Consider the following 25,230-nt stretch of genomic DNA (forward strand, 5'->3'; position numbering starts at 1 on the left):
ACGCGGGCATATCCAGTAGCACAAGGTCCGAAGATCCCCTGCTTTCCCCCGTAGGGCGTATGCGGTATTAGCATCCGTTTCCGAATGTTGTCCCCCACTACTGGGCAATTTCCCACGCGTTACTCACCCGTCCGCCGCTCTACTCGTTCCGAAGAACTTTCGCGCTCGACTTGCATGTGTTAGGCCTGCCGCCAGCGTTCAATCTGAGCCATGATCAAACTCTTCAGTTTAAAGAGTCGCCTTTCTCAAGAACCGGAATATGGCTCTCAATCAGACTTAAGTTTTGCTCGGAATTAAAACGTAATTCATTGACATGAGTTACTTACTTCCGATAAATCGTTGTATCGATTCACCGATCCGCAAGCACCCACACATATTGCTTGATCAAATTTTTAAACAACTCAGCTGGGCGCCAGGCCCTAACTGCGGGACGCGTATTCTACACATCCGGACTGCTGAAGCAAGTGCTTTCTCGCAGCGATCTCCGCCAAAACCGAAAGTGCGCTTAAGGCACCTTCCCAACCTCAACCAGCCTGCTCTGACTGTGCTTGAAGTGGCGCGCATTATAGCTGCACAAGACCGCTTGGCAAGCGCTTTCTTTGAAGGAATTTCCTCGGAAAATCAATCGGTTGGCGCAAAAACCCCACTCCTACAGCGGGCGGGGGCGCGAACTATACGGGCTGCTGTGCTTCTGTGCAAGGCTTATTTCAGCTACCGCACAGCCCTCTATTTTAGAGGGGAGTAACGAGGCCGCATCCGACCTCCCGACGACCACAAACCCGTGTGGGCTCACACTCCCGCATAATGATTATAGGGTGGGGCGCAGGGAATCCCAAACGGGATTATCCGAGACTGTCGCTACTCCCCGTCCTTCGCCTCAACGCTGTCACCCTCTGTGGCACCACTTGCCGGCTTGGGGTGAAAGCGGCCCCACAGCCACATTATTGGGCCCGAGAGGGTGTAAAGTACGGCCAGAGTCAACAGTACCCCGGCGGGATCAATAGTCACAAGACTGAAAACAAGTATGACCACCAGCATCATCACAAAGGGCACCCGCCCCTTGAAGTCCAGGCGTTTGAAGCTTATATAACGGAAATTGGATACCATCAGCAGGCCCGCGGCACCAGTTACCAATGCGGCAATAATTGCCAGTATCGGGCCGACTTCAACATCGTGACCTGCCCAGACCATACCGGCCACAATTGCCGCTGCAGTTGGACTGGCGAGCCCGATAAATACCCCCTTATCAACCGTACCTACTTGGGTGTTAAAGCGGGCCAAGCGCAGGGCGGCGCAGGCTGCGTATAAAAATGCAATTGCCCAGCCAAATTTGCCGAGCGTTTTCAGCGCCCAACTAAAGGCCACCAGGGCCGGCGCCAAGCCGAAGGACACCATATCCGACAGGGAGTCATACTGCACCCCAAAGGCACTCTGGGTATCGGTTAGGCGCGCCACCCGCCCATCCAGGCCGTCGAGCACCATGGCCACAAAGATTGCGATAGCCGCAGCTTCGAAGTGACCGTTCATACCGGCGACTATGGCGTAGAAACCACTAAAGAGGGCCCCTGTAGTAATAAGATTCGGCAGCAGGTAGACACCGCGCGCGCGCACTTTTTTGCCACTTGCCGAAACCTCTTCCTCAATATGCTCGTCGATCGGTAAACGAATTTCCTCACTAGGGCCGGCTGTTGAGTCAGCGGGCTTATTTTCATCCCTTTGAACGCTCATAAACTCTCCGCGGGTACATTGCAGCCAGCGAGTGTAACGTCATTGGCCGGTGCGCGCACAGGGCAAAAAAAAAACGGCGGAGCCTCCCCGCCGCCTTTTCTGTGCCAGACAGGTCAGCTGCTGCCCTCGCTTCGATCGATAATTTTATTGGCCTTGATCCAGGGCATCATGGCGCGGAGTTTGGCACCCACCCGCTCAATTTCATGCTCGCTGCCAATACGTCGCTCGGCTTTGAGACGGGGTTGACCCGCCAGGGATTCGAGCATGAAGTCCTTGGCAAACCTACCGTTTTGAATATCTTTCAGAACCCGCTGCATTTCCGCTTTAGTCTGGTCGTTGACGATACGCGGCCCGCTGATGTAGTCGCCGTATTCAGCGGTATTGGAGATAGAATAGCGCATATCGGCAATACCACCTTGATACATCAGATCAACAATCAGCTTGAGTTCATGCAGGCACTCGAAGTAGGCCATCTCCGGCGCATAGCCTGCTTCAACCAGCGTTTCAAAGCCGGCGGTTACCAGGGCGGAAACACCACCACACAATACGGCCTGCTCCCCAAACAGATCTGTCTCCGTTTCTTCCCGGAAATTGGTTTCGATAATGCCAGAGCGGCCGCCGCCATTCGCAGAGGCATAAGACAGGGCGAGATTCTTGGCTCTACCGGAAGCGTCCTGGTAAACAGCGATCAGGGTCGGAACACCCCCGCCCTCAAGATAAGTGGAGCGCACAGTATGACCAGGCCCCTTGGGCGCAACCATAATCACATCCACATTCTCCGGTGGCTCAATCAATGCAAAGTGCACGTTAAAACCGTGAGCAAAAGCGAGGGCGGCACCGGGCATTAAGTTTGGCGCTATCTGTTCTTTGTAAATATTGGCTTGGCATTCATCCGGCGCAAGGATCATTACGACATCCGCATCCTTTACCGCATCTGCCACCGTGGCCACGCGCAAGCCGGCATTCTCAGCCTTGCTTCGGGAGCTGGAGCCCTCCCGCAGGCCGACAACCACGCCGGCAACACCGGAGTCCCGGAGGTTATTGGCATGGGCATGGCCCTGGGAGCCATAACCGATAATCGCTACATTCTTTTCGCGAATTAAAGAGAGATCACAATCTTTATCGTAATAAACTTGCATTGCTAAATTCCTGTTTCCTGCCATTTATAGACTTAAAACCTTTTCACCGCGGGCGATGCCAGATACGCCCGAGCGCACCACCTCCATAAGGGTGTGTTCACCTAACGCCTGCAAAAATGCATCGAGCTTTTCTCCGGTCCCGGCAACCTGCACCGTGTATATACTGCTATTCACATCCACGATCTGGCCGCGGAAAATATCTACACTGCGCTTTACCTCGTCGCGCTGGGCGCCGTTTGCGCGCACCTTCACCAGCAGTAACTCCCGCTCAATATGCGATCCCTCGGTGAGATCAACCAGCTTGACCACGTCGACTAGCTTATTCAGATTTTTTGTAATCTGTTCAATTTTGCGGTCATCACCGATCGTCACCAGGGTGAGGCGCGACAGAGTATTGTCCTCTGTTGGTGCCACGGTGAGACTCTCAATATTGTAGCCGCGCTGGGAAAACAGCCCGACCACGCGGGACAAGGCACCCGGCTCGTTTTCCATCAGGACCGAAATAATTCTACGCATCGACCTTCCCCTAAGTCCGTTCGGTCTTGCTCAGCCACATATCGCGCATGGAGCCATTCGGCATTACCTGCATCGGATATACGTGTTCAGAGGGATCGACATACACGTCAATAAATACCGTGCGATCCCTCTCGGCAAAGGCTTCCTGCAGTTTTACATGCAGCTCCCCACGCCGCTCGATCTTCACCCCAAGGTGTCCGTAGGCTTCAGCGAGCTTGACAAAATCCGGCAGGGATTCTTCGTAGACACTGTTGGAGAGGCGGCCTTCGTACTGCATTTCCTGCCACTGCTTCACCATTCCAAGCGCTTGGTTATTGAGGCACAAAATTTTTATTGGCAGGTGGTATTGGGTAGCGGTGGACAACTCCTGAATACACATCTGGATACTGCCCTCGCCCGTGACACACACCACCTCTTTGTCCGGGTGGGCGATCTTCACCCCAAGCGCTGCGGGTAAGCCGAAACCCATGGTGCCCAGGCCACCGGAGTTGATCCATCTGCGGGGCTTGTCAAACAGATAGTACTGGGCGGCGAACATCTGGTGCTGACCGACGTCGGAGGTGACAAAGGCCTCGCCTTCGGTCATATCATAAACCGCACGAATCACCTCCTGGGGCATAATCAGAGCGCCGTCCGTCTGATAGCGCGGTGCGGTGTATAGGCCGTGGCGCTCGCGCCAGTCGTCTATTTGGCGCCACCAATCCACTATCGCCGACTGATCCGGTTGCTCCTCAGTGGATTTGAGCGTCTCTAGCATTTCACTCAGTACAAACGCCACAGTGCCGACAATAGGAATGTCGGCGATAATGGTTTTGGATATCGAGGCGGGATCCACGTCGATATGGATGATCTTAGCCCCAGGGCAAAACTTGCCCGGGGTATTGGTGACACGATCATCGAAGCGCGCCCCCACCGCCAGGATCACATCCGCATGGTGCATGGCGGTGTTGGCCTCGAAAGTCCCATGCATACCGAGCATGCCGAGAAAGCGCTTATCGCTGCCGGGGAAGGCGCCGAGCCCCATCAGGGTATTGGTGACCGGGTAATTCAGGCGCCGTGCCAGTTCGGCCAGCAGAGCCGCACCCTCACCCTGCACCACGCCGCCTCCGGCATAAATCACCGGGCGGCGCGCCGACAACAGCAGGGCCACCGCCTTGCGAATCTGGCCACCGTGCCCCTTGCCCGCCGGGGTATAAGAGCGCATGCGCAGCTTTTCGGGATAGCGATAGGGGAAACGCTCCGACGGGCTGGTTACGTCCTTGGGGATATCGATCACCACCGGACCGGGCCGGCCGGTACGGGCGATATAGAACGCCTTTCTCACCACCTCTGGAATGTCTTCGGCGTTTTTGACCAGGAAGCTGTGCTTCACCACCGGGCGCGAACAGCCCACCATATCGGTCTCTTGAAAGGCATCCTCGCCAATCTTATCCCTGGGCACCTGTCCCGATATCACCACCATGGGAATAGAATCCATACAGGCAGTGGCGATGCCGGTAATGGCATTGGTGGCACCCGGACCGGAAGTCACAAGCACCACGCCCACCTTGCCGGTGGAGCGGGCATAACCGTCCGCAGCGTGGGTCGCGCCCTGTTCGTGGCGCACCAGTACGTGCTTGATCGACTTCTGCCGAAAGATGGCATCGTAGATGTGCAGTGCCGAACCGCCCGGGTACCCGAAGAGTAGGTTGACCCCCTCATCCTGCAGCGCGCGAACCAACATATCGCCGCCGGAAAGTAATTCCACTTGCGTCTCCTCAATTTCTTCGCCTGGTAGGATATGCATCACCAGAAACCCAACCTTCTATCTTCAGAAAAGAATGCCGGGCGGCAATTATAGGGGCAAACAGTGATAAATATCATCCTTTTGGTGGCTTTAATGCTGACTTTTAGGATGGGCTCGTCGAATACAGCCATTACTCCAACTCAAAGCGGGCACACCGGTGCCCAGTGTACATAGCCCGGCACTCAGAGGCCGCTCGGCGCTATTGCGGCACGGTGTTCCGCAAAGGATCACAACAGCCCCCCTGAGCGCTGGGAAGTATCTGACTACCGGGAATGGTCGATCCCAACCATTGAACCTTGGTTGTCAATCGGTACGAATCAAAATGTTAAAAGCGTTACAGGAAAATCCGCCGATAACGGTACAATGCACCGGATAAGGGAAACCAAGATCAAAGGGGGAGTCCAATGCGCATCGCACTTGCAATACTATTTGCCAGCCTGGCACTGGTTGCACAGGCCAATGGTATCTACAAATGGGTGGATGAAAACGGTGTGGTGCACTTCGGCGAGCAACCGCCCAATGATGGCGATGTGGAAGTGATCAAGAAGCCCAAATCCGAGCGCTATAAGCAGTGGGAGGCGGAGCAACAGTCGGCACTGGCTGCAGAGGAATCAAAAAACCCGGCCCCCAAGCCCCCGGCTGAGAAAAAGCCGGCAGGCCAACCCGAGCCCCGGCAACCTGCGCAAATGGAAAAGGAGATTGCCCGGGCTGAAGCGGCAGCACGCGCGCAGCGGTGCCAGGCATCCCGGAAAACCCTGAAGACATTGAACAGCCACGCGCGCGTGCGGGAGATGGACGAGAGTGGCAACCTGCGTATGTTGGGAGAGGATGAGCGGCAGCAGAGAATCACTCAGGAGCAGCAGAGTATTCGCAAAAACTGCTAGAGCCCTGCCCATTACCCGCTTCGCCTTTCAACCCAGCCATAGCAATTTCCCCGGGGTGTAGCGGAAAACGGTTCCGGGTTCGCCCGGTATATTTACCACTCCCACTGAATTTATACATCGAAACCACCAACCGAAATGCGCGACAAGCCCCTGCCGACTCTGAGCATGTGCCTCAATGAAGACGCCGGCGCAGTGCTCACAACAGCCATTGTCAAGATAGCAGGGACAACCCTCTCCGGGTGACTACATTTGCCGGCACTGATCGGCAGCACATTGCCGATAAAAATAGTGCAGCCCCCGAGGGGGATTAGTTAGATAGAAAGGTCACCTCTAGGCACCAGGTTGAGGCGGCCTTCGAGTCTTCCAACTCCATTCAGAAAAACGGGTTGCTTCCATGGCAATACAAACCGAACTTTGCCAAGCTGTTTTTCTCAATTCACGTAGCACCAGCTGTTGGCACCATCAAACTGGCGCACACGAATGTCCTTCACATCTTCGGCGGGTACAAGACGCATGTTCACCGCCATCCTATCCCCATCGGGGTTAACCGAGGCCCAGTGTGTGGTATTCCCGCAGGTCTTACACGTATGGAACGCTAGTGACCTGTCACCCCAGACATAGGCAGTAGTGGCCTCTGGGGCTTTTTCAATGGTTACATTTTTCGGCGAACCATAGGCCCATATAGCTCCATAGCGATGGCATGCAGAACAATTGCACGCTGTAAGCCACTCAGGTCTTTCTCAAAATTCAAATTTAACGGCGCCGCAATGGCATGTGCCATAAAGTAGTTGCTCCTCTATCAATGCCCTTGCTCTCCTAATGATTTCGTGCATTTAATTGACCAATATACCCAGCAGACGTTTCATGCCTTTGCGCAGCTTGACGTTCAGCTTGAAATCATCTTCATGAACCTGTGCCTCCGCCTGTTTGGCGGAAAGACCGGGACCGGTACTTTGCCCTGCAGCCTAAAAGGCCAGTGGTCCCCGCCAGCAGGTATGCCTTATTCTACACAGCGCATTACGGGCGCAGCGCGCTACCTGCTCAACCGGCTGCAAGGTCACCTCGCCCCGGCCAGTCCCGCCACAACAATCCCCCGGAAGACCGGTTCGACACCCGGGGGGCCTGTTCGGAACAGCTTGCCCCGCGCTAGCCTCTGAAGCCCGGTGCGGTTGCCCTGGCGGTATAATCGCGTCCCAGGTACAAATACATTGCCGGTACCACAAACAGTGTAAACAGCGTGCCGATAGTCATACCCGTGACAATCACCAGACCCATGGCAAAACGGGCCCCTCCACCGGGGCCCGAGGCAATCAGTAAAGGCACCATAGCCAGCACCAGCGATGCCGTTGTCATCAAAACCGGGCGCAGGCGAATCGAGGTGGCCTGCTCAATCGCTGCGCGTTTGTCCCCCCCGTCCATTTGCAGCCTGTTGGCAAACTCAACAATCAAAATACCATGTTTGGAGATGACCCCAATCAGGGTCACCAGTCCCACTTGGGTATAAATATTCAGCGTGGTCAACCCAAGACTGACAAAAATCATGGCGCCACTGACGCTCATGGGGACTGTGACCAGCATAATCAAAGGATCGCGCCAGGACTCGAACTGCGCTGCCAATACCAGATAAATAACAATCAGTGCAAAGAAAAAAGTCGCCACCAAAGCCGAACCTTCCGACTGAAACTGGCGCGATTGACCGGAGTAGTCCACCGAATACTCCGCCGGCAGTATTTCGCTGGCGGCATTTTTCAGCACTGAAAGTGCCTCGCCCAGGGTAATATCCGCACGCGGCACCCCGGAAATGGTGACTGCATTCAGTTGCTGAAAGCGCTTTAACTGCTGGGGTTCCACCGTTTCCCTCAGCGTCACCAGGGTATTGACCGGGACGAGATCGCCGTTAATTGCACGAATATAGTATTGCCCCAACTGTTGGGCAGCCAAACGGTCGACACGCTCCACCTGGGGAATCACTTTGTAGCTGCGGTTGTCCAGGGAGAATCGATTAATATAGGCGCCGGAGAGCATGGCCCCCAGGTCGCGGCCCAGGTCCACCATTTCCACACCCATAGTGGCCGCTTTGTCCCGGTCGATTTCAATAACCACTTTGGGCTTGTCAATCTTCAGGTCTGAGTCGAGGAAGATAAACTTTTTGCTTTCCAGTGCACGGGACATGATCTCGCTGGCAACATAAGCCAGGTTTTCCATGGGCTCAGTGGCACCGATTACAAATTCCACTGGCAACTGCCCACCCGCAGTAGGCAGACTTGGCGGCACTACCACTGCAACCTTCAGGCCTGCAATTTGTTGCACATCTTTGCTAATCAATTCCTGCATCTGTTCTGTATCTTGATCACGCTTTTCCCAGGGTGCCAGAACGAAACCCGCAGTAGCATTGTTGACCCCGCTGCTAAAGGTGCCGACGCCATTCAAGAGGAAAAGGTTATCCACTGCACTGTAGCGTTCGGCAATATCATTGAGTTGCCCGCTATACTGCTCGACATAATCCAGGGTGGCGTAGGCGTCTGCGGTAGAGATGGTGAGTACAAGCCCGCGATCCTCCGTGGGTTCCAGCTCCCGCGGTGAGGTGACGAACAGGAAATAGCAACTCGCCAACACAATCAAACCAAAAACCAAAATGACCCGACGCTCATCCAGTGCACTGTGCAGGCGCTTCTCAAAGCCTTTTTGCAGGCGCTCGAACTGACGCTCCAACCAGGCTTCCAGGCGGGTACCACCACCGTCGCGGGGCTTGAGTATTCTGGAGGCCATCATCGGCGACAGGGTCAGCGCCACCACGCCAGATAAAAGTACGGCGCCAGCCAGGGAGAAAGCGAATTCAATAAAGAGAATACCGGTAAGCCCGCCGAGAAACCCGATGGGGATATACACGGCAATCAAGGTGGTGGTCATTGCGACCACGGGCCAAGCCAACTCACGCGCACCGACAATGGCCGCTTCACGGGGTGACAGCCCCTCCTCAATATGGCGATACACATTTTCCAGAACGATAATCGCATCGTCCACCACGATACCAATAGCCAATACCATACTGAGCAACGTCAGCAGATTGATAGAAAAACCCATCAACAACATTAGAAAAAGTGCGCCGACCAAGGATAGAGGCAATGCGATTGCCGGTATCAGCACACTGCGTACAGAGCCGAGAAACAGGTAGATTACCGCAATCACGATCAATACGGCCTCGACAATGGTTTTTACCACTTCGGCAATGGCGTCTTGAATATACTCAGTGCTGTCATAGGGAATTTCCCCCAGTATGCCCTTGGGCAGTTGTGGAAAGATTTCTTTTTCCAGTTTCTCCCTGACCCGCTTGACCACATCCAGGGTGTTCGCATTGGGTGCCACTTCAATGGCAATAAAGGTGGCGGGCTGGCCGTTAAAGGTCACCGAACTATCGTAGGACTCAGCACCCAGTTCAATTTCAGCCACGTCATCAAGACGCACCAGTTGATCGCCCGCAGCGCGCACCACCAACTGGCGAAAATCCATTTGCCGGGCAATATCTGTATCCGCACGTATCTCCATGGTCACCCGTGAGCCCTTGGTTGCACCCACAGCGGACAGCACATTATTGTCGCGCAGCGCATTGGCCACATCTGCAGGTGTCACCTCCAATGCCGCCATCTCTTTGGGTTTTAACCAGGCGCGCATGGCGAAAGTACTGTTACCGAGCAGGCGGGCACGCTGCACACCGGCAATGCTCGCCAGCTTGGGCTGCACCACCCGGGTCAGGTAATCCGTGATTTGGTTGTTGGCAAGAATATTTGAAGAAAACGACAGGTACATGGCCGCAGTGGTCTCCCCCTGCTGCATTTCCACACTGGAGTCCTCGGACTCCTCGGGGAGATCACTGCGCAACTTATTGACCTTGGCGACAACCTGAGTCAACACCTCATTGGGGTCGTAGTCAAAGCGCACATAGGCACTGATGGTAGAGAGGCCCTGCACACTCGTGGACACCATGTAGTCAATGCCATCGGCAGTGGCAATTTCCTGCTCCAGGGGCGTGGTGATAAATCCTTGTACGAGACCGGAGTCTGCCCCCACATACTCAGTGGAAACCGTAATCACCGCATTTTCCAACTCGGGGTACTGGCGAACGTTGAGTTCCGTAATGGAGCGCAGCCCCAGCAAAAAAATAAACAGGCTGACCACTGAAGCCAACACCGGCTTGCGAATAAAAATCTCTGTGAAATTCACCGGCGCACTCAGCGATACTTAACCATTGCCAGGTTTGGGATAAGGATTATCCGGCGGCTTGTTTTCATTGTTAATGATTGCCGGTCCCCCATTGCGCAGTTTCAGCAGGCCACTGCTGGCAACCACATCCCCCTCCAGCAAGCCCTGCACGATTTCCACCAGATCACCGCGCTCTTCGCCGGTTTTGACAAAACGTTTGTTGGCAACCATATCACCACTCTGCGCATCCTTCTCCAACACAAAAACGGACACGCCATAAGGCGCAAAGATCAGGGCTGTACGCGGTACCACCAGCACCTGGCGACTCGCATCCACCAATACCGCCACCTGGGCGAACATGCCGGGACGCAAGTGCTTTTTGGGGTTGTTGAGGGTCGCCTGAATCAGGAAGTTGCGGGTGGCATTATCCACTTGGGGATCTACCGCAGTAATTTTCCCGTGGTAGGGTTTTCCGGGAAAAGCATCGGTCGTCAGGACAACCGGAATACCCGGCTTAACCATGGAGTATGCCTGCTCGGGCAGGGAAAAATCGACAAAGATAGGGTCCAACTGCTGTATTGACACGACCGCTTCCCCAGGGCTGACATTTTGTCCCAAATCAATACGGCGAATCCCGAGTACACCGCTAAAGGGGGCCACTACCCTGCGCTGACCAACTCTGGCGCGCTGCACTTCAATATTGGCGACCACCTGGTCCAGTGTACTGCGCGCGTTGTCCAGATCCGCTTCAGTGGTAACCCCGCGTTTTGTAAGGGTCTCAATGCGTACAAAATTACGCCGAGCGAGACGCAATTCCGCATCCAACACCTGTAATTGGGCCTTTTCCGGCTCGGCAAAAATTTCTACCAGCAGATCCCCCTTGTGCGCGTAGTGCCCAGACTTGAAATGGATGGCACTGACAACCCCCTCGGCCTCAGTGGTGACTTCCACGCCATTGATGGCCCGGACAGTGCCGACCCCACTCAAATCTTCCCGCCAAGATTGTATTGTCGCCGCTGTGGAGGTCACGGTAGCCACCGGCAGGGGCATGGTATCGAGAAACTGATTCATCATGTACCAGCCAAAAAATTTGAAAGCAAAAATGCCGCCGAACAACAACAGACATCCCAGCAGCATCAACCCCATGCGCTTGCTAATAATTTGTCCTCGACCACTAACCGACAAATGTCCTCGACAAACCAATCTCGAATGTTGAGAAAAAGCTGCCCGTACCTGTACAGGCTATAAAATTCAGTTTATGAATAAATCATCGCGCACGCAGTTAGACCCCTGCACTATTCCGCACAGAAGCCGCATTAACAGGTTCATGAAGATTATTGCGCCTGCAGAACCCGAAAAAGAGGAAACGCTGGCACCCGCTGGCGTCTATTATTAACCTCGCAACCCTACCGGTACTGATAACTGATGGGGTTATCGCCGTGGGACTGCCGGTCCCTCTACCAGGGCATCTGTGGCTTCCAGCAGCCCACGCCGGGCTGGTGCCGGCGGCGGTCACTGCCTGTGCTCAGGTGACGGGAAACCCCTTGAGTCATCCGGGGAAGTTTCGGAAAGGTTAATGAAATACAGCCTTGCCACCTTCTATATCAGCCTGGATGGTAGCCCCAGGCACGAATTTTCCCGCCAGTACATCCTGCGCCAAAGGGTTTTCCAGCCAGACTTGTATGGCGCGCTTGAGCGGACGCGCGCCATACACCGGATCAAACCCCACTTCCGCCAGCTTATCCAACAGGGCCTCGGACACTTCCAGTGTTAAGTCACGCTCGCTAAGGCGACGGCACAGTTGCCTCAACTGGATTTGTGCAATGGCGCGCACTTCTGTTTTGTCGAGCGGGTGGAATACCACAATCTCGTCAACCCGGTTGATAAACTCGGGGCGGAAATGATCACCCACCACCTCCATCACCGCACTTTTCATCTGGCGATAGCGAATTTCAGTATCCAGGTCGTCACCTTCGTCCCGCGAGGCCAACTTCTGGATTAAATCCGAGCCCAGGTTCGAGGTCATCACCACCACTGTGTTGCGAAAGTCCACAGTATGACCCTGGCCATCGGTCAAGCGGCCATCGTCGAGTACCTGCAAGAGGATATTAAAAACATCCGGGTGTGCTTTTTCCACTTCGTCGAGCAGCACCACGGAATAGGGCCTGCGCCGCACCGCTTCGGTCAGATAGCCCCCCTCTTCATACCCTACATACCCCGGGGGCGCACCGATCAGACGGGCGACCGAGTGTTTCTCCATAAACTCCGACATATCGATACGCACCATGGCGTCTTCGGTATCGAAAAGAAATTGCGCCAGGGCCTTGCAGAGTTCGGTTTTGCCCACGCCGGTTGGACCGAGGAAGAGGAAGGAGCCATTTGGGCGGTTCGGGTCTGCCAGGCCGGCACGGGAGCGACGGACCGCATTGGCAACCGCCTCCACCGCTTCCCCCTGCCCGATCACACGTGTGTGTAATACCTCCTCCATGCGCAACAGTTTTTCCCGCTCGCCCTCCAGCATTTTTGCAACGGGAATGCCGGTCCAGCGGGAAACCACTTCCGCCACCTCCTCATCGGTAACGCGGTTGCGCAGCAGGCGCGGCTCCTCCGCGGCCTCTTCTGTAGTGGCGGCCGAATTCAACTGTTGTTCCAGCTGGGGAATCACCCCGTACTGGAGTTCCGACATTCGGGTGAGATCACCGGCCCGGCGCGCCGATTCCATATCCAGCCTGGCCTGTTCGAGCTTTTCTTTCAGGTCGTGACTGCCGGCGAGTTGGGCCTTTTCCGCCTTCCACACCTCCTCGAGGTCGGCATACTCTTTTTCCAACTGCAGGATTTCCTCCTCCAACTTGGCCAGGCGTTTCTGCGTGGCCTCATCGTCCTTGTCTTTTTTTACCGCTTCACGCTCGATTTTCAACTGGATCAGGCGGCGCTCCAGCTTATCCATGGCTTCCGGTTTGGAGTCAATTTCCATACGGATGCGGCTGGCCGCTTCGTCGATCAAATCAATGGCCTTATCCGGCAATTGGCGATCAGTGATGTAGCGCTGGGATAATTTCGTTGCGGCAATAATCGCAGAGTCAGTGATATCGACGCCATGGTGGACCTCGTAGCGCTCTTTCAGACCGCGCAGGATCGCAATGGTGTCCTCCTCCGTGGGCTCGTCCACCAATACCTTCTGGAAGCGGCGTTCCAGAGCTGCATCTTTCTCGATGTACTGACGGTATTCATCCAGGGTGGTGGCACCGACACAGTGCAGCTCTCCGCGCGCCAGGGCCGGCTTGAGCATATTCCCCGCATCCATGGCCCCCTCCGCCTTACCGGCGCCGACCATGGTATGCAGCTCGTCGATAAACAGGATAATCCGCCCCTCCTGCTTTGACAGTTCATTAAGTACCGCTTTCAGACGCTCTTCAAACTCCCCACGGAATTTGGCTCCGGCGAGCAGTGCACCCAGATCCAGGGAAAGCAAACGCTTGTCTTTGAGCCCTTCTGGTACCTCGCCATTCACAATGCGTTGCGCAAGCCCTTCGACAATTGCGGTTTTACCCACACCGGGCTCGCCGATCAGCACGGGATTGTTTTTGGTGCGGCGCTGTAATACCTGTATGGTGCGACGAATTTCATCATCCCGCCCAATCACCGGGTCCAGCTTACCCGCCAGGGCGCGCTCTGTCAGGTTGAGTGTGTATTTATCCAGCGCCTGGCGTGCCTCTTCGGCATTGGGGTCGTTCACTGTTTCGCTGCCGCGCACTTTCTGAATCGCTGCCTCCAGCTGTTTCAGATCGCCATTGGCTTTCAGAATTTTACTGATCTCCCCCGCGGCGGAGTCAAATGCCGCGATCAATACCGTCTCACTGGATATAAAACTGTCACCGTTTTGCTGCGCTTTTTTATCGGTGAGATTCATCAGGCGCACCAGCTCCTGAGACATACCCACATCGCCGGTAGGGGCGCTGACCGTCGGCAGGCTGTCCAGTCTTTTGGCCAAATCGTTGCGTAGGCCACTAAGATTAAAACCCGCCTGGGACAGAAACGCCGGGACACTGCCATTATTTTGATTGAGCAGCGCAAGCATCAGGTGCTCCGGGTATATCTGATTGTGGTCGCGCCCAATCGCCAGGGATTGGGCGTCGGCAAAGGCAGCCTGCAGCGGGTTTGTCATTCGGTCTATTCGCATGAACGAAACCTCTCCTACTCGGGGTTTGGTGTGACACATCAAAAATGGTGCCAGTGTGGCACCACGCCTTCAGTGTAGTGTTGGGAAATAAAATAAGGGCAGGGAAAAGGTTTTCAATGATTTAAATCAAACCGTGAACATTTGTGTAAGAGTGCGAGATAGCCGGTATTTTTTTGTTGTTTTTCCACGCTTTGCGCAAGTTATTTTGCTTGAACTATGGGGGTTTCACCCCCATGTTAAAAGACCCGCTACTGGGAAAGGCTTCACGTCAATCGATAATACACACCCGCAATCCCACGCGCCATGCACCTCACAGAGGACCCATTCGGCACCAGGGGGTACCTAGCGGGGGTTATCCGCCAACCAGATCAAAGTGGCCATACGGCCGGTGGTTTTCTCTCTTCGATAGGAAAAGAACTGATCGGGCTCACCCACAGTGCAATACGCCCCCGCGTAAATAGCCTCAACGCCAAGCGCCATAAGCTCTGCGCGGGCCAGGGCGTAGATATCAGCGAGAAAATGCAGGGGCCTTCGTCTATGGGGTCGAAAACACTGGGCGATGGCCCGGGTATGGGCAACACTTTGGGCATTGTCAAAGAAAGCCTCCAAGACTTCGACCCCCGCTTCAAAGGCGTCGGGGCCGATGGCAGGGCCGAGCCACACCAGCAGATCTGCCGGATCGCAGTCGAGCGCAGCAACGGTGTTGCGCAGGACCCCGCTGGCCAGCCCGCGCCAGCCTGCATGCGCCGCTGCCACCCTGGTTCCGGCTTTGTCGCAAACGAGCACCGGTAGACAATCAGCGGTCAGTACCGCGCATACGGTGCCCGTGCACAAGCTGAAACTGGCATCGGCAGTGCGCACCAGAGCATCGTTACGGGCTTCGACTATCCTGTCGCTGTGGATCTGCTCCAGCCATTGGGGTACTGTCGGCAGCCGCAATTCATCGCACAACTGCCGACGATTGGCAGCCACGGCGGATTCCTCGTCCCCCACATGGGCCGCGAGGTTGAACGAAGCGAACGCGCCACTACTGTGCCCGCCACTTCGCAGACTGGTGGCGGCGTGCACAGATGGCGCAGCCGGCCATGAGGGAATCAGGTAGTGTCCACGGGGCATGGGTATATCCAGCTTGTTGCCTTACACGTTTTCCAGAGGCAAACGGAGCCGACACCACTGGAGCAGGCCCGTCTGAATGAACACTCGGCGCACTAGGCGCTGTCTGCACCGAGTAAGTCGAGCAGGTCCAGCATATCCGCAGGCATGGGCGCATACCAGTGCATTTCCTCGCCACTGGCCGGGTGCACCAGGGCCAGCTCCGCAGCGTGCAAGGCCTGACGGGGGAAATACTGCAAAGCCTGGATCAGTGCCGCCGATGCCCCCGGTGGCAACTTTGACCGGCCCCCGTAGAGTGGATCGCCCACCAGTGGATGACGGATATGGGCCATATGTACCCGGATCTGGTGGGTGCGCCCGGTTTCGAGTTTGCAGCGCAACAGTGTATGAGCAGGGAAACGTCGCTGTACCCGATAGCGGGTAATGGCCTCCTTGCCACCAAAGTCCACAACCGCCATTTTCAGGCGATTCTGGCGGTTGCGGCCAACTGGGGCATCGACACGCCCGGCTCCGGTGATGTACCCCTGAACCAGGGCATCGTATTGGCGACTGACTGTTCTCTGTTTTAACTGGTTCACCAGGTGCGCCTGGGCTGGCAGGGTTTTGGCGATGACCATCAGGCCGCTGGTGTCTTTGTCCAGGCGGTGTACTATCCCAGCACGGGGTATGCTCTGCAGGGATGGGCAGTGGTGCAGCAGGCCATTCAGCAGAGTGCCATCGGGATTACCGGCAGCGGGATGGACGACCAGTCCCGTGGATTTGTTGATGACGAGCAGGCTATTGTCTTCATAGACAATAGCCAGGTCCAAGGGCTGAGCGCGCCAGGCACCCTGGGCTTCCAGTTCTGCCCGCAGACTGAGATGCTCCCCACCGGATAGCTTGTCTTTGGGCCTGGCGGGAGCGCCATTGAGCCTCAACTGGCCCCCTTTGATCCAGGACTGTAGGCGCGAACGGGAATAATCGGGAATTAATTCGGCCGCTACCTGGTCTAATCTTCGACCAGCCATATTGGCCGGAACTTCAATATCGAGTTTCAGGTGGTCATTCATCAATCAATTGCAAATACTTTGGGCAGCTCCGCGACTGTGGTTAAATGTCCAGCGCGCCAGGTTGATCTTGGTGGATAGTTTAATAAGGTAGAGTGTGAGAATGATAGAGCGAAGGGCTATGCAGACCTGGAAAATGCTATGGCTGGCCATGGTATCCGCGATATTGGTTGCCTGCGCCAGCACTGACGAATCAGAAGAGGGTCTGCCCACCGGCAGCCGCACCGAACAGGCGTTCTACGAAGCCGCGCAGCGGCAACTCAGGAGCAACCAGTGGGATCTGGCGGTCAGGAACCTGCGCGCATTGGAGGATAACTTCCCCTTTGGCAACTACGCCGAACAGGCCCAACTGGAGCTGATCTACGCCTATTACCGCAACTACGAGAACGATGCCGCTATCGCTGCCGCAGACCGCTTTATCCGCCTGCACCCGCAGCACCGCAATGTGGATTATGCCTACTACATGAAAGGGCTATCCTCCTTTACCGAGGGCGCGGGTCTGTTTGAACGCTTCCTGCCCACCGACATGACCAGTCGCGACCCCGGCTCTGCACGGGAATCCTTCGCCTACTTCTCCCAGCTTATGGCCCGCTATCCCGAAAGCCGCTACGCCATAGACGCGCAAAAGCGCATGATCCATCTGCGCAACCTGCTGGCGCGCTATGAAATTCACGTGGCCAACTACTACTTCAAGCGCGGCGCCTACCTGGCTGCTGCCAACCGGGGCCGCTACGTTGTGGAAAACTTCCAGCAAACCCCCGCGGTACCGGACGCCCTGGCGGTTATGGTACAGGGTTACCATCTTTTGGAAATGCCGGAGCTGGAAGCCAACGCCCTCAGTGTCATACGCAACAATTACCCAAATCATCCCGCGTTCAACCCAGACGGCACTTTCAACTACAACTACTACAAGGGCGCCGCAGGCCGCAGTATCGTGCACCGCGCCACCCTTGGCCTGTTTGAGAAGTCCGACCCCCGCGGTTTTGACAGCCGCGAACTGTACAACCCCGAGTACAACCGGGACGAGACGCCCCTGCCCCCGGAACTTTTGTAAGCCGCGCGATCAGGCACGGCGCCACCAGCGCCTTGCCCATCCTACATGCCGCTATTCGCCGGCCTTCCAGCCATTGGTAATCGGGTAGCGGCGATCCCGCCCAAAACCCCGCTCCGATATTCTCACACCCACCGCGGCCTGCCGACGCTTGTACTCATTGCGGGCTACCAGGTGCACAACCCGTTCCACGACTTTTCTCTCGAAACCACAGCGAATAATCTCTTCGGCACTGCAGTCGCGATCCACATACAGATTGAGAATCTGATCCAGTACCTCATAGGGCGGCAGGGTGTCGGTATCTATCTGGTCCGGAGCCAGCTCAGCGCTTGGCGGGCGCGTGATCACCGTCTCCGGAATGACCTCCGACAGGGTATTGCGATAGCGGGACAACTCAAACACCAGTACTTTGGGTACGTCTTTCAGGGCATTGAAGCCCCCAACCATATCGCCGTAAAGGGTGGCGTAGCCAACCGCCATTTCGCTCTTGTTACCCGTGGTGAGCACCATTGCACCCTTCTTGTTGGAAATGGCCATTAACAACACACCGCGGGTGCGGGCCTGAAGATTTTCTTCCGTAGCATCCCGCTCGCGGCCGGCAAACTCCTCCGACAAAGCGCCCATAAAGGCATCGAAGATGGGCTCGATACCGATTTCCCGGTAATGTACGCCGAGGCGCCGGGCCTGGTCGGCAGCATCGCTCTTGCTCAGGTCCGAGGTATAGCGAAAGGGCATCATTACCGCCTCCACCCGCTCCTTGCCTAGTGCATCCACCGCAACAGCCAACGTCAGGGCAGAGTCAATCCCCCCCGAAAGGCCCAGCACCACCCCTTTGAAACCATTCTTGTTCACATAGTCACGTACCCCGAGCACCAGGGCCTGGTAGACCGATGCCAGATCACCCAATGGTGGTGCAATTTCGCCCTGCAGTGAGGTAACCCTGCCGCTTTGTTGAGAGATGGTCACAGGGAGTAACTGCTCTGAGAATTCCGCCGCCCGTGCGCGCACCTGACCCCGGGCATCCACAACCAGTGAACCGCCGTCAAAAACCAGTTCATCCTGGCCACCGCACCAGTTGACATAGGCAATGGGTACCTGCCCCGCACGCGCCTGCCCGGCGAGCATCGCCAGACGCTGTTGGGCCTTGCCGCGATGGAAAGGGGAGGCATTGATATTCAGCATCAACTGGGCCCCCGCCTCTACCGCCTGCCGCAGGGGTTCCGGGTGCCAGATATCTTCACAAATGCTGATCCCCAAAGGCACGCCATTGACCTCCACCACACAGGGCGCCTCGCCATGGGTGAAATAGCGCCTCTCATCAAACACCTGATAGTTGGGCAGTTTTTGTTTGGCATACTCTGCCACCAGTTCGCCGTCGGCAATCAGGCCGGCCGTATTGAACAGTTTGCCCTCCCGCTGCCAGGGATAGCCCACAAAAATGGCGCAGGGGAGCTTTGCCGCTTTCAACTGTGCCAAAGCCACTTCGATACGTTTTTGCATACTGGGGCGCAGGAGCAGGTCCTCCGGCGAATAGCCACATAAGGTCAACTCGGGGAACAGCACCAAATCAGCCCCGAATTCCCGATGGGCCCTGCGCGCCACCTCAATCACATTGGCGGTATTGCCGGGAATATCCCCGACCGAGGAATTGATTTGTGCCAGCACTAACTGCAAAGTAGACATTGTTGAACCCTGGGCAAAACGGGCCGCTATTGTAACCCCTGTGGAGCCACAGCGACCCACTCTATAACAATACCGGGCATCTACATTGAGCACCTCCCCTGCCAGCACCAGAACGCCCCCCATCCAGCACCGCCAACTCCTGCGTATCTGCGCAGTTTACCGCCTAGCAATTGCTCTGGTCCTGCTGGGGGTTTTCTACTCGGACGTAGGTGCAGGCGCTCTGGGCGGATTCTCGCCGGCCCTGTTTTTCTACACCCTGGTTGTTTACACCCTGCTCAATTCTGGCTGGTTGGTTTTTTTGCACAAGAGCGCCTATCGAGCGCGACCTATGCAGATCGGGATGATGCTTAGCAGCGATATCCTCGCCTTTCTGCTGCTGATCGAAGCCAGTGGCGGCCTCAATTCAGGCCTTGGCTATCTGCTGCTCATCAACTGCTCCATCGGTTCCATCCTTCTGGATAGGCGCATGGGTGCCTTTTTTGCCGCCATTGCCAGCCTCGGGGTGATCGGCCTGCAACTGTTCAACCTAGTATCCGGGCGGGGAACCACACAGGATATTGTTGCCGCCGGAGGTCTCGGCCTGTTACTTTTCGCCACCGTCAGTGCCTTGCAATACTTGTCCGCACGCATCCGCAGCGCAAACCTGCGTGCCGAATTACAAAGTCGGCAGGCGGCGCATCTGCAACGCCTGGCCGAGCAGATTATTGAACGTATGGATACCGGCGTTCTGGTACTGGGAACATCCGGCAAGCCGGAACTGATCAATCAGGCTGCAGAGCGGCTACTGGGCCCGCAGTTGCAAGCAGACAAAGCGCCGCCCGACGGCTTGTGCCGCTCTATTGGCGCATGGCGCAGCAAAAAAACTCCCGGCCATGCTCTGCTACGAGGGGAAAATGGCGTTGAACTGCACCTCAATTTTGCCGACCTCCGGCACGATAGCGGCAACAGCACTCTGGTTTTCGTCGAGGATAACCGCAAGCTGACCGAGGCCGCCCAGAAGTTAAAACTCGCTTCCCTGGGGCACCTGACAGCCTCTATCGCCCACGAGGTGCGCAATCCCCTCGCGGCCATCAGCCACGCAGCCCAGCTCCTGTCAGAGTCCTCCCATCTGCGCCAGGAAGAACGCCATCTGACCGACATCATCTGCCGACAGAGCCAGCGGGTAAATCAGATTATTGAAAATGTGATGCAGCTATCGCGCCGCCGTGCCGGAGATCCCCAGGAGTACGACCTGACTGCCTGGCTGGAACAGTTTATTCAGGACTTCCGTGCCGGCACTACCGGCGGCGATGAAATTGAACTGGAGCTGCCCGAAGCGCCGCTCAGAACCCGCTTTGACGCTGCGCAAATGGCCCAGGTGGTCACCAACCTCACGGAAAATGCCCTGCACCACTCCCAGATTGCCACGGGCAGGCGCCATGCGGCAATCTGCGCTTACTACAATCCACAACGGGACTGTACCCAGTTGGATATCAAAGACAGTGGCCCAGGTGTACCAGAGGCACACCGCTCGCAGATTTTTGAACCATTTTTCACCACAGGGAACAAAGGCAGCGGGCTGGGTCTCTATATCGCCCGGGAATTGTGTGAAGCGAATAAGACCAACCTCTACCACTGTCGCAGCGCGGACAATAAGAGCTGTTTCAGGATTGAATTTGTACACGCGTTTAGTGTAACTTGATTTCGCTCAGGAATTTTTTTCAAGCCAGGGGTGATTATGAGCAAAGAATTTCTGATATAAACAGTCTCGGCACCCTTGCCAGCAATTTCAACAAAATCAACAAAACAAGAAAAGGCCGAGCATTGATGCTACCTCTGGCCCTGGTTGTCGATGATGAACCGGATATCTGTGAACTCCTCTCCCTGACCCTGCAGCGAATGGGGGTGGACTGCCATAGTGCGGCCAATCTCACAGAAGCCAAGCGTTTTCTGGTCAACAACCGCTATGATTTTTGCCTCACCGATTTGCGCCTGCCCGATGGCGATGGGCTGCATCTGGTGGAGTATATTCAAAACGGTGTCCACCGGGATGTCCCCATTGCCGTCATTACCGCCCATGGCAATATGGATACCGCAATCAAGGCACTGAAGCTGGGTGCCTTCGATTTTGTCAGTAAACCCGTAGATCTGGAGCGTCTGCGCACCTTGGTCCAATTGGCGTTGCGTCTGAATCAAAACCGCCACCGCCCACAGGATAAAAACGCAGACCAACTGCTTCTGGGGGATGCTGATAACATGCGCATGCTGCGCGAGCAGATTGCCAAAGTTGCCCGCAGTGATGCGCCGGTTTATATCAGCGGGGAATCCGGTTCCGGTAAAGAGTTGGCAGCCCGCGCCATCCACGCCCAGGGTGCCCGCGCCGACAAACCCTTTGTGCCCATTAACTGCGGCGCTATCCCGGCCGAGCTGATGGAAAGTGAGTTTTTCGGTCACAAAAAGGGCAGTTTCACCGGCGCCCACAAGGATAATCCGGGGCTATTACAAAGCGCCCAGGGGGGCACCCTGTTTCTGGACGAAGTCGCCGATCTCCCGCTGGATATGCAGGTAAAACTGCTGCGCGCTATTCAAGAGAAATGCATACGTCCCATTGGCGCCAGCCGGGAAGTCCCTATCGACGTGCGCATCCTAAGCGCAACCCATAAAGATCTCGGTAGAGCAGTGAGCGAGGGGTGTTTCCGCAGCGACCTCTACTACCGTATTAATGTCATTGAAATCTCGATTCCTCCTCTGCGCGAGCGCAGCGAAGACATCCCGCTGCTTGCCGAAGTGATTATGCAACGCATCGCCTCTAGCGCCGGCCTCGCCACCCCCAGGCTCAGCGCTGGCGCACTCTCGACCCTGCAACAATACCCGTTTCCTGGAAATGTTCGCCAACTGGAGAATATTCTGGAGCGAGCCCTGACACTGTGCGACCAACAGGAGATCCGCAGCCACGACCTGTTACTGGCGCAGGATGGGCAACCTTTCGAGAAAGACGAGCCCCCTGCCCACGCCAACGCAAGTGAACCCAAAAACCCCGACCACTTCGATTCCGGCCGGTATGCCTCTCTGGATGAATTTCTGCACAGTATTGAGAAAGAAGCGATTGAAAATGCCCTGGTGAAAACCCGCTGGAACCGTACCGCAGCGGCGCAGAAACTGGGAATCAGTTTCAGATCGTTGCGTTATCGATTGAAAAAGCTGGGGCTGGAGAGTTAAACCCTATCCGGCTGAAGAATTCACCGGGGCTGGCCGGATGACTCTCCCGGCCCCTCCTTGGATGGGCGGGTGGTGTTCTCCCTGTTCCACTGTGCGCCTGAGACCCAGTATCTAAAACGGGCTCAAAACCGAGAATTTTACGCCGCTTTCCCCCTATTGCGTGTGTAAATTTGCCCCCCCGCTTATGCCATACTTCTGTAGGTCTGCCCAATACAATTTCATGTTGTACATTGCTTTCTGTGCCATGGAGTAAAAAGGCGTCGCTGTAGTGTTGAATATAGGGTCGGAGAGAGTTGTGTCCCTTTCACGTAACGCCAAGGAATCCATTAAAGTTGCAGGGGCGCTGGTGATCGCCTACGGAATCGCCCTGAGCCTGGACTGGGACAAACCTTACTGGGCGGGGTTTGCCGTTGCCGTATGCAGCCAGATCAATCTCGGGCAATCCCTGGGTCGCGTCCTTATGCGGGTATTTGGTACGCTGCTCGCCCTGCTGGCTGCCTGGATCATTTTCGCCGTGTTTCCGCAGGATCGCTGGCTGTTTATGGTCAGCCTCTCTCTGTGGATTGGCGCCTGTATTTACTTTTTGCAAAGATCCCACTACGAGTATTTTTGGATCGTCAGTGCCTTTGTCACCCTCGTTCTGTGGAATGCCACCGGCGGTGATTTTACCCTGTCGTTTGAAAAAGGGATTTTTCGCATACAGGAAACGGTTTTGGGGGTTGTCGTCTACAGTCTTGTGGCTGTGCTGATATGGCCTAACCGCAGTCGGGGAGAACTGGATACAGCATCGACCGCACTGGCTGCCGCTCAACACCGGTTTGGTACCCGCTGCTTTGCACAATTATACAGTCAAGAAGAAGCAAAAGAGCTTTCCCAACATCGCCTTGAGATCTTACAAGCGGATACTCGACTGCGCACAGCCGTTGATGACGCCAGTTTCGATAGCTATGAAATCTGGGAGTGTCGGCGACAGTGGCGTCACTATGGACATCGCGCAACGGCAGTAACACAGGCACTGCTAAAACTGGAAGAAAGCCTGGCCCTTTCAAGGCAATTGCGGGTTGCGAACTTCTTCACCAATCTGAACGAGTTGTTTGAAGAACTGAATCGCCGTTTGACACGCCTACAGATGTATTTCTCTGAAGGAAAGGCGGTCGAAGCTCCGGTTAAAAAAAAGATTGAAATAAAACTGGATCGCGTAAAGACCCTGTCTACTTTTGATGCCGCAGCGTTGACGGTCACCTACCAAAAGCTGAAAGAACTGGAGTTGGAAACCCGCTCTCTGGTCACCTCAGTACAGGATATTCGTGCATTCGGGCAATCCTACCTGGGTTACCCAAACGAAGTTAGAACACAATGGCTTAGCATACTTATGCCTGACCCGGATCGTATCGCCAGCGTTCTTCGAGTGGTTGTGGCAATATGGATCGCTTATCTGGCGTATATCTTTATACCCGACATGATCGATGGCCTACTGGTGGTTACCCTTACCGGGGTTCTCGGCAGCTTACTTTCCACCAGTCCAATGACAAACCTATCTACAACCTGCTTGTATACTGTCATAGCCTGCATAATTCCCGCCCCGTTTTACTTCTTCTTGCTGCCAAAATTATCCAGTTATTACATGCTTGGATCATTTATATTCATTTTCTTTTTTAGTGTAAGCTATATCACATTAGAGTTTTTTGAAGACCAGCCTTTAGTAAGGATGATAATGCTGCTATTCCCTAACAACGTTTTCAATTTGGCCAATCACCAGACTTATGATTTCATAAACTATGCAAATTTACTGTTTTCCGTGCCGATAATATTTGCAATATTAGCCATTTCAAAAAACATACCCTTTTCATTACGACCAGAAAATAAATTTAAGCAAACCATAAAGCGATTTTTTCATAGTGCAGCATATCTGATATCTACAGGAGCATTCAAAAACAATCAAAAAACCTTATTTTTTCATCGATTGATTGCCATGTATCATATCAATATAGTTATAACAACACCGAAAACCATTCAATACTGGAGAAGTGGTTTAGATATAACTGACAGAAAAGAAATATCAGAAATTCAACTTAGAAAAATAACGAAACTTGTGATATTGACCAGCAATCAAATTAAAATACTCTATAAAATTGACAACCGGAAAGATCCTCTTAATCCTCCGAAACAGATAACTCAAGAAGTACTGAAGTGGAGATCTGTTACAAGAAAGATACTCCTCTACTTTTCCGGCTATAAGCACAATATAGATTTTGAGGCATTGGAGAAAAAAAGTAAAAACCTTTTTAGAAAAGAAATATTCGACACAAATCAATTAATGTCAAAACAAGAGGATACATTGCCAACAGAAGAAGAGATCGTGAAGTTTTTATACTTCCTGGGAGTTTCAACCTACATCAATAGCTATTTGACAGAATTTTTTAACGCAACGAAAACCATTGACTGGAGACGTTTTTGTGAAAACAGATTTCTTTAAACTATCTGTGACTTGAAATGCTAGTAGTGCCGCACGAATTATCTATAGGAGAAATATACTTTTCTCCACTATTGATGTCGAGCCTGCTCGGCATAGCGGCCGCACTATTAACTGCACGCCTTTTGGATCGCTACCGAATTTCCAGATATTTCGCAAACCCACCCGCTGTTATTATTGCGGTTAGTATTATCTACACCATCCTCATAGGAACGTTTTTTGTGGGGATATAA

The 25,230-nt window shown here is 54.7% G+C and carries 17 protein-coding genes and 1 rRNA gene; 6 read left to right on the forward strand and 12 right to left on the reverse strand.

From position 1 onward, the window contains the following. The 5 genes from ACL7TT_RS11675 to ACL7TT_RS11695 all read right to left on the reverse strand — a co-directional run. Positions 1-230 (reverse strand): 16S ribosomal RNA (locus ACL7TT_RS11675); the annotation flags it as partial. Positions 231-858: 628 nt separating this feature from the next. Further along, the gene (gene pssA, locus ACL7TT_RS11680) at positions 859-1,728 is read right to left on the reverse strand and encodes a CDP-diacylglycerol--serine O-phosphatidyltransferase (protein WP_413395611.1); all 870 of its coding nucleotides are present in this window, start codon (positions 1,726-1,728) and stop codon (positions 859-861) included. Between the two features lie 113 nt (positions 1,729-1,841). Further along, positions 1,842-2,867, reverse strand: a complete 1,026-nt coding sequence (gene ilvC, locus ACL7TT_RS11685) for a ketol-acid reductoisomerase (protein ID WP_413395613.1) — start codon at positions 2,865-2,867, stop codon at positions 1,842-1,844. A gap of 24 nt (positions 2,868-2,891) precedes the next feature. After that, entirely contained in the window at positions 2,892-3,383 is a 492-nt protein-coding gene (gene ilvN, locus ACL7TT_RS11690) for an acetolactate synthase small subunit (protein ID WP_413395615.1), read from the reverse strand. A gap of 10 nt (positions 3,384-3,393) precedes the next feature. Continuing rightward, complete coding sequence (locus ACL7TT_RS11695; protein WP_413395742.1) at positions 3,394-5,130, reverse strand: acetolactate synthase 3 large subunit; 1,737 nt, start codon at positions 5,128-5,130, stop codon at positions 3,394-3,396. Between the two features lie 443 nt (positions 5,131-5,573). Here ACL7TT_RS11695 and ACL7TT_RS11700 point away from each other — a divergent pair, with 443 nt between their 5' ends. Then, positions 5,574-6,053, forward strand: coding sequence for a DUF4124 domain-containing protein (locus ACL7TT_RS11700; protein WP_413395617.1), 480 nt, complete (start codon positions 5,574-5,576; stop codon positions 6,051-6,053). A gap of 652 nt (positions 6,054-6,705) precedes the next feature. On the opposite strand, the gene ACL7TT_RS11705 is transcribed toward ACL7TT_RS11700, so the two are convergent. The 6 genes from ACL7TT_RS11705 to rluD form a co-directional block, all read right to left on the reverse strand. Continuing rightward, positions 6,706-6,834, reverse strand: a complete 129-nt coding sequence (locus tag ACL7TT_RS11705) for a hypothetical protein (protein ID WP_413395619.1) — start codon at positions 6,832-6,834, stop codon at positions 6,706-6,708. 365 nt (positions 6,835-7,199) lie between these two features. After that, on the reverse strand, positions 7,200-10,274 hold the full coding sequence (locus ACL7TT_RS11710; protein ID WP_413395621.1) for an efflux RND transporter permease subunit: 3,075 nt from the start codon (positions 10,272-10,274) through the stop codon (positions 7,200-7,202). Between the two features lie 18 nt (positions 10,275-10,292). Then, positions 10,293-11,438, reverse strand: coding sequence for an efflux RND transporter periplasmic adaptor subunit (locus tag ACL7TT_RS11715; RefSeq protein WP_413395623.1), 1,146 nt, complete (start codon positions 11,436-11,438; stop codon positions 10,293-10,295). Positions 11,439-11,826: 388 nt separating this feature from the next. Continuing rightward, complete coding sequence (gene clpB / locus ACL7TT_RS11720; protein WP_413395625.1) at positions 11,827-14,433, reverse strand: ATP-dependent chaperone ClpB; 2,607 nt, start codon at positions 14,431-14,433, stop codon at positions 11,827-11,829. A gap of 342 nt (positions 14,434-14,775) precedes the next feature. Further along, on the reverse strand, positions 14,776-15,549 hold the full coding sequence (gene pgeF / locus ACL7TT_RS11725; protein WP_299942741.1) for a peptidoglycan editing factor PgeF: 774 nt from the start codon (positions 15,547-15,549) through the stop codon (positions 14,776-14,778). Positions 15,550-15,641: 92 nt separating this feature from the next. Then, positions 15,642-16,595 carry a 23S rRNA pseudouridine(1911/1915/1917) synthase RluD gene (rluD, locus tag ACL7TT_RS11730; protein ID WP_413395627.1) on the reverse strand — a complete coding sequence of 318 codons (954 nt, stop codon included), beginning with the start codon at positions 16,593-16,595 and terminating at the stop codon, positions 15,642-15,644. A gap of 100 nt (positions 16,596-16,695) precedes the next feature. Between rluD and ACL7TT_RS11735 the strand changes: the two genes are divergently transcribed. Beyond that, positions 16,696-17,646, forward strand: a complete 951-nt coding sequence (locus tag ACL7TT_RS11735; RefSeq protein ID WP_413395629.1) for an outer membrane protein assembly factor BamD — start codon at positions 16,696-16,698, stop codon at positions 17,644-17,646. A 51-nt stretch (positions 17,647-17,697) separates the two neighbouring features. Here the strand turns inward: ACL7TT_RS11735 and ACL7TT_RS11740 are convergent, their stop codons facing one another. Further along, positions 17,698-19,326: an NAD+ synthase gene (locus tag ACL7TT_RS11740; protein ID WP_413395631.1), complete on the reverse strand. Its 1,629-nt coding sequence runs from the start codon at positions 19,324-19,326 to the stop codon at positions 17,698-17,700. Positions 19,327-19,411: 85 nt separating this feature from the next. On the opposite strand from ACL7TT_RS11740, the gene ACL7TT_RS11745 reads away from it, so the two are divergent. The 4 genes from ACL7TT_RS11745 to ACL7TT_RS11760 all read left to right on the forward strand — a co-directional run bounded on the left by ACL7TT_RS11745 (position 19,412) and on the right by ACL7TT_RS11760 (position 25,230). Next, on the forward strand, positions 19,412-21,007 hold the full coding sequence (locus ACL7TT_RS11745) for a sensor histidine kinase (RefSeq protein WP_413395633.1): 1,596 nt from the start codon (positions 19,412-19,414) through the stop codon (positions 21,005-21,007). A 125-nt stretch (positions 21,008-21,132) separates the two neighbouring features. Continuing rightward, positions 21,133-22,524, forward strand: a complete 1,392-nt coding sequence (locus ACL7TT_RS11750) for a sigma-54-dependent transcriptional regulator (RefSeq protein WP_413395744.1) — start codon at positions 21,133-21,135, stop codon at positions 22,522-22,524. A gap of 295 nt (positions 22,525-22,819) precedes the next feature. Next, the gene (locus tag ACL7TT_RS11755) at positions 22,820-25,000 is read left to right on the forward strand and encodes an FUSC family protein (protein ID WP_413395635.1); all 2,181 of its coding nucleotides are present in this window, start codon (positions 22,820-22,822) and stop codon (positions 24,998-25,000) included. A 17-nt stretch (positions 25,001-25,017) separates the two neighbouring features. Continuing rightward, entirely contained in the window at positions 25,018-25,230 is a 213-nt protein-coding gene (locus ACL7TT_RS11760) for a DUF1656 domain-containing protein (protein ID WP_366523387.1), read from the forward strand.

The sequence above is a fragment of the Microbulbifer jejuensis genome (assembly GCF_047289955.1).
Taxonomy (GTDB): Bacteria; Pseudomonadota; Gammaproteobacteria; order Pseudomonadales; family Cellvibrionaceae; genus Microbulbifer.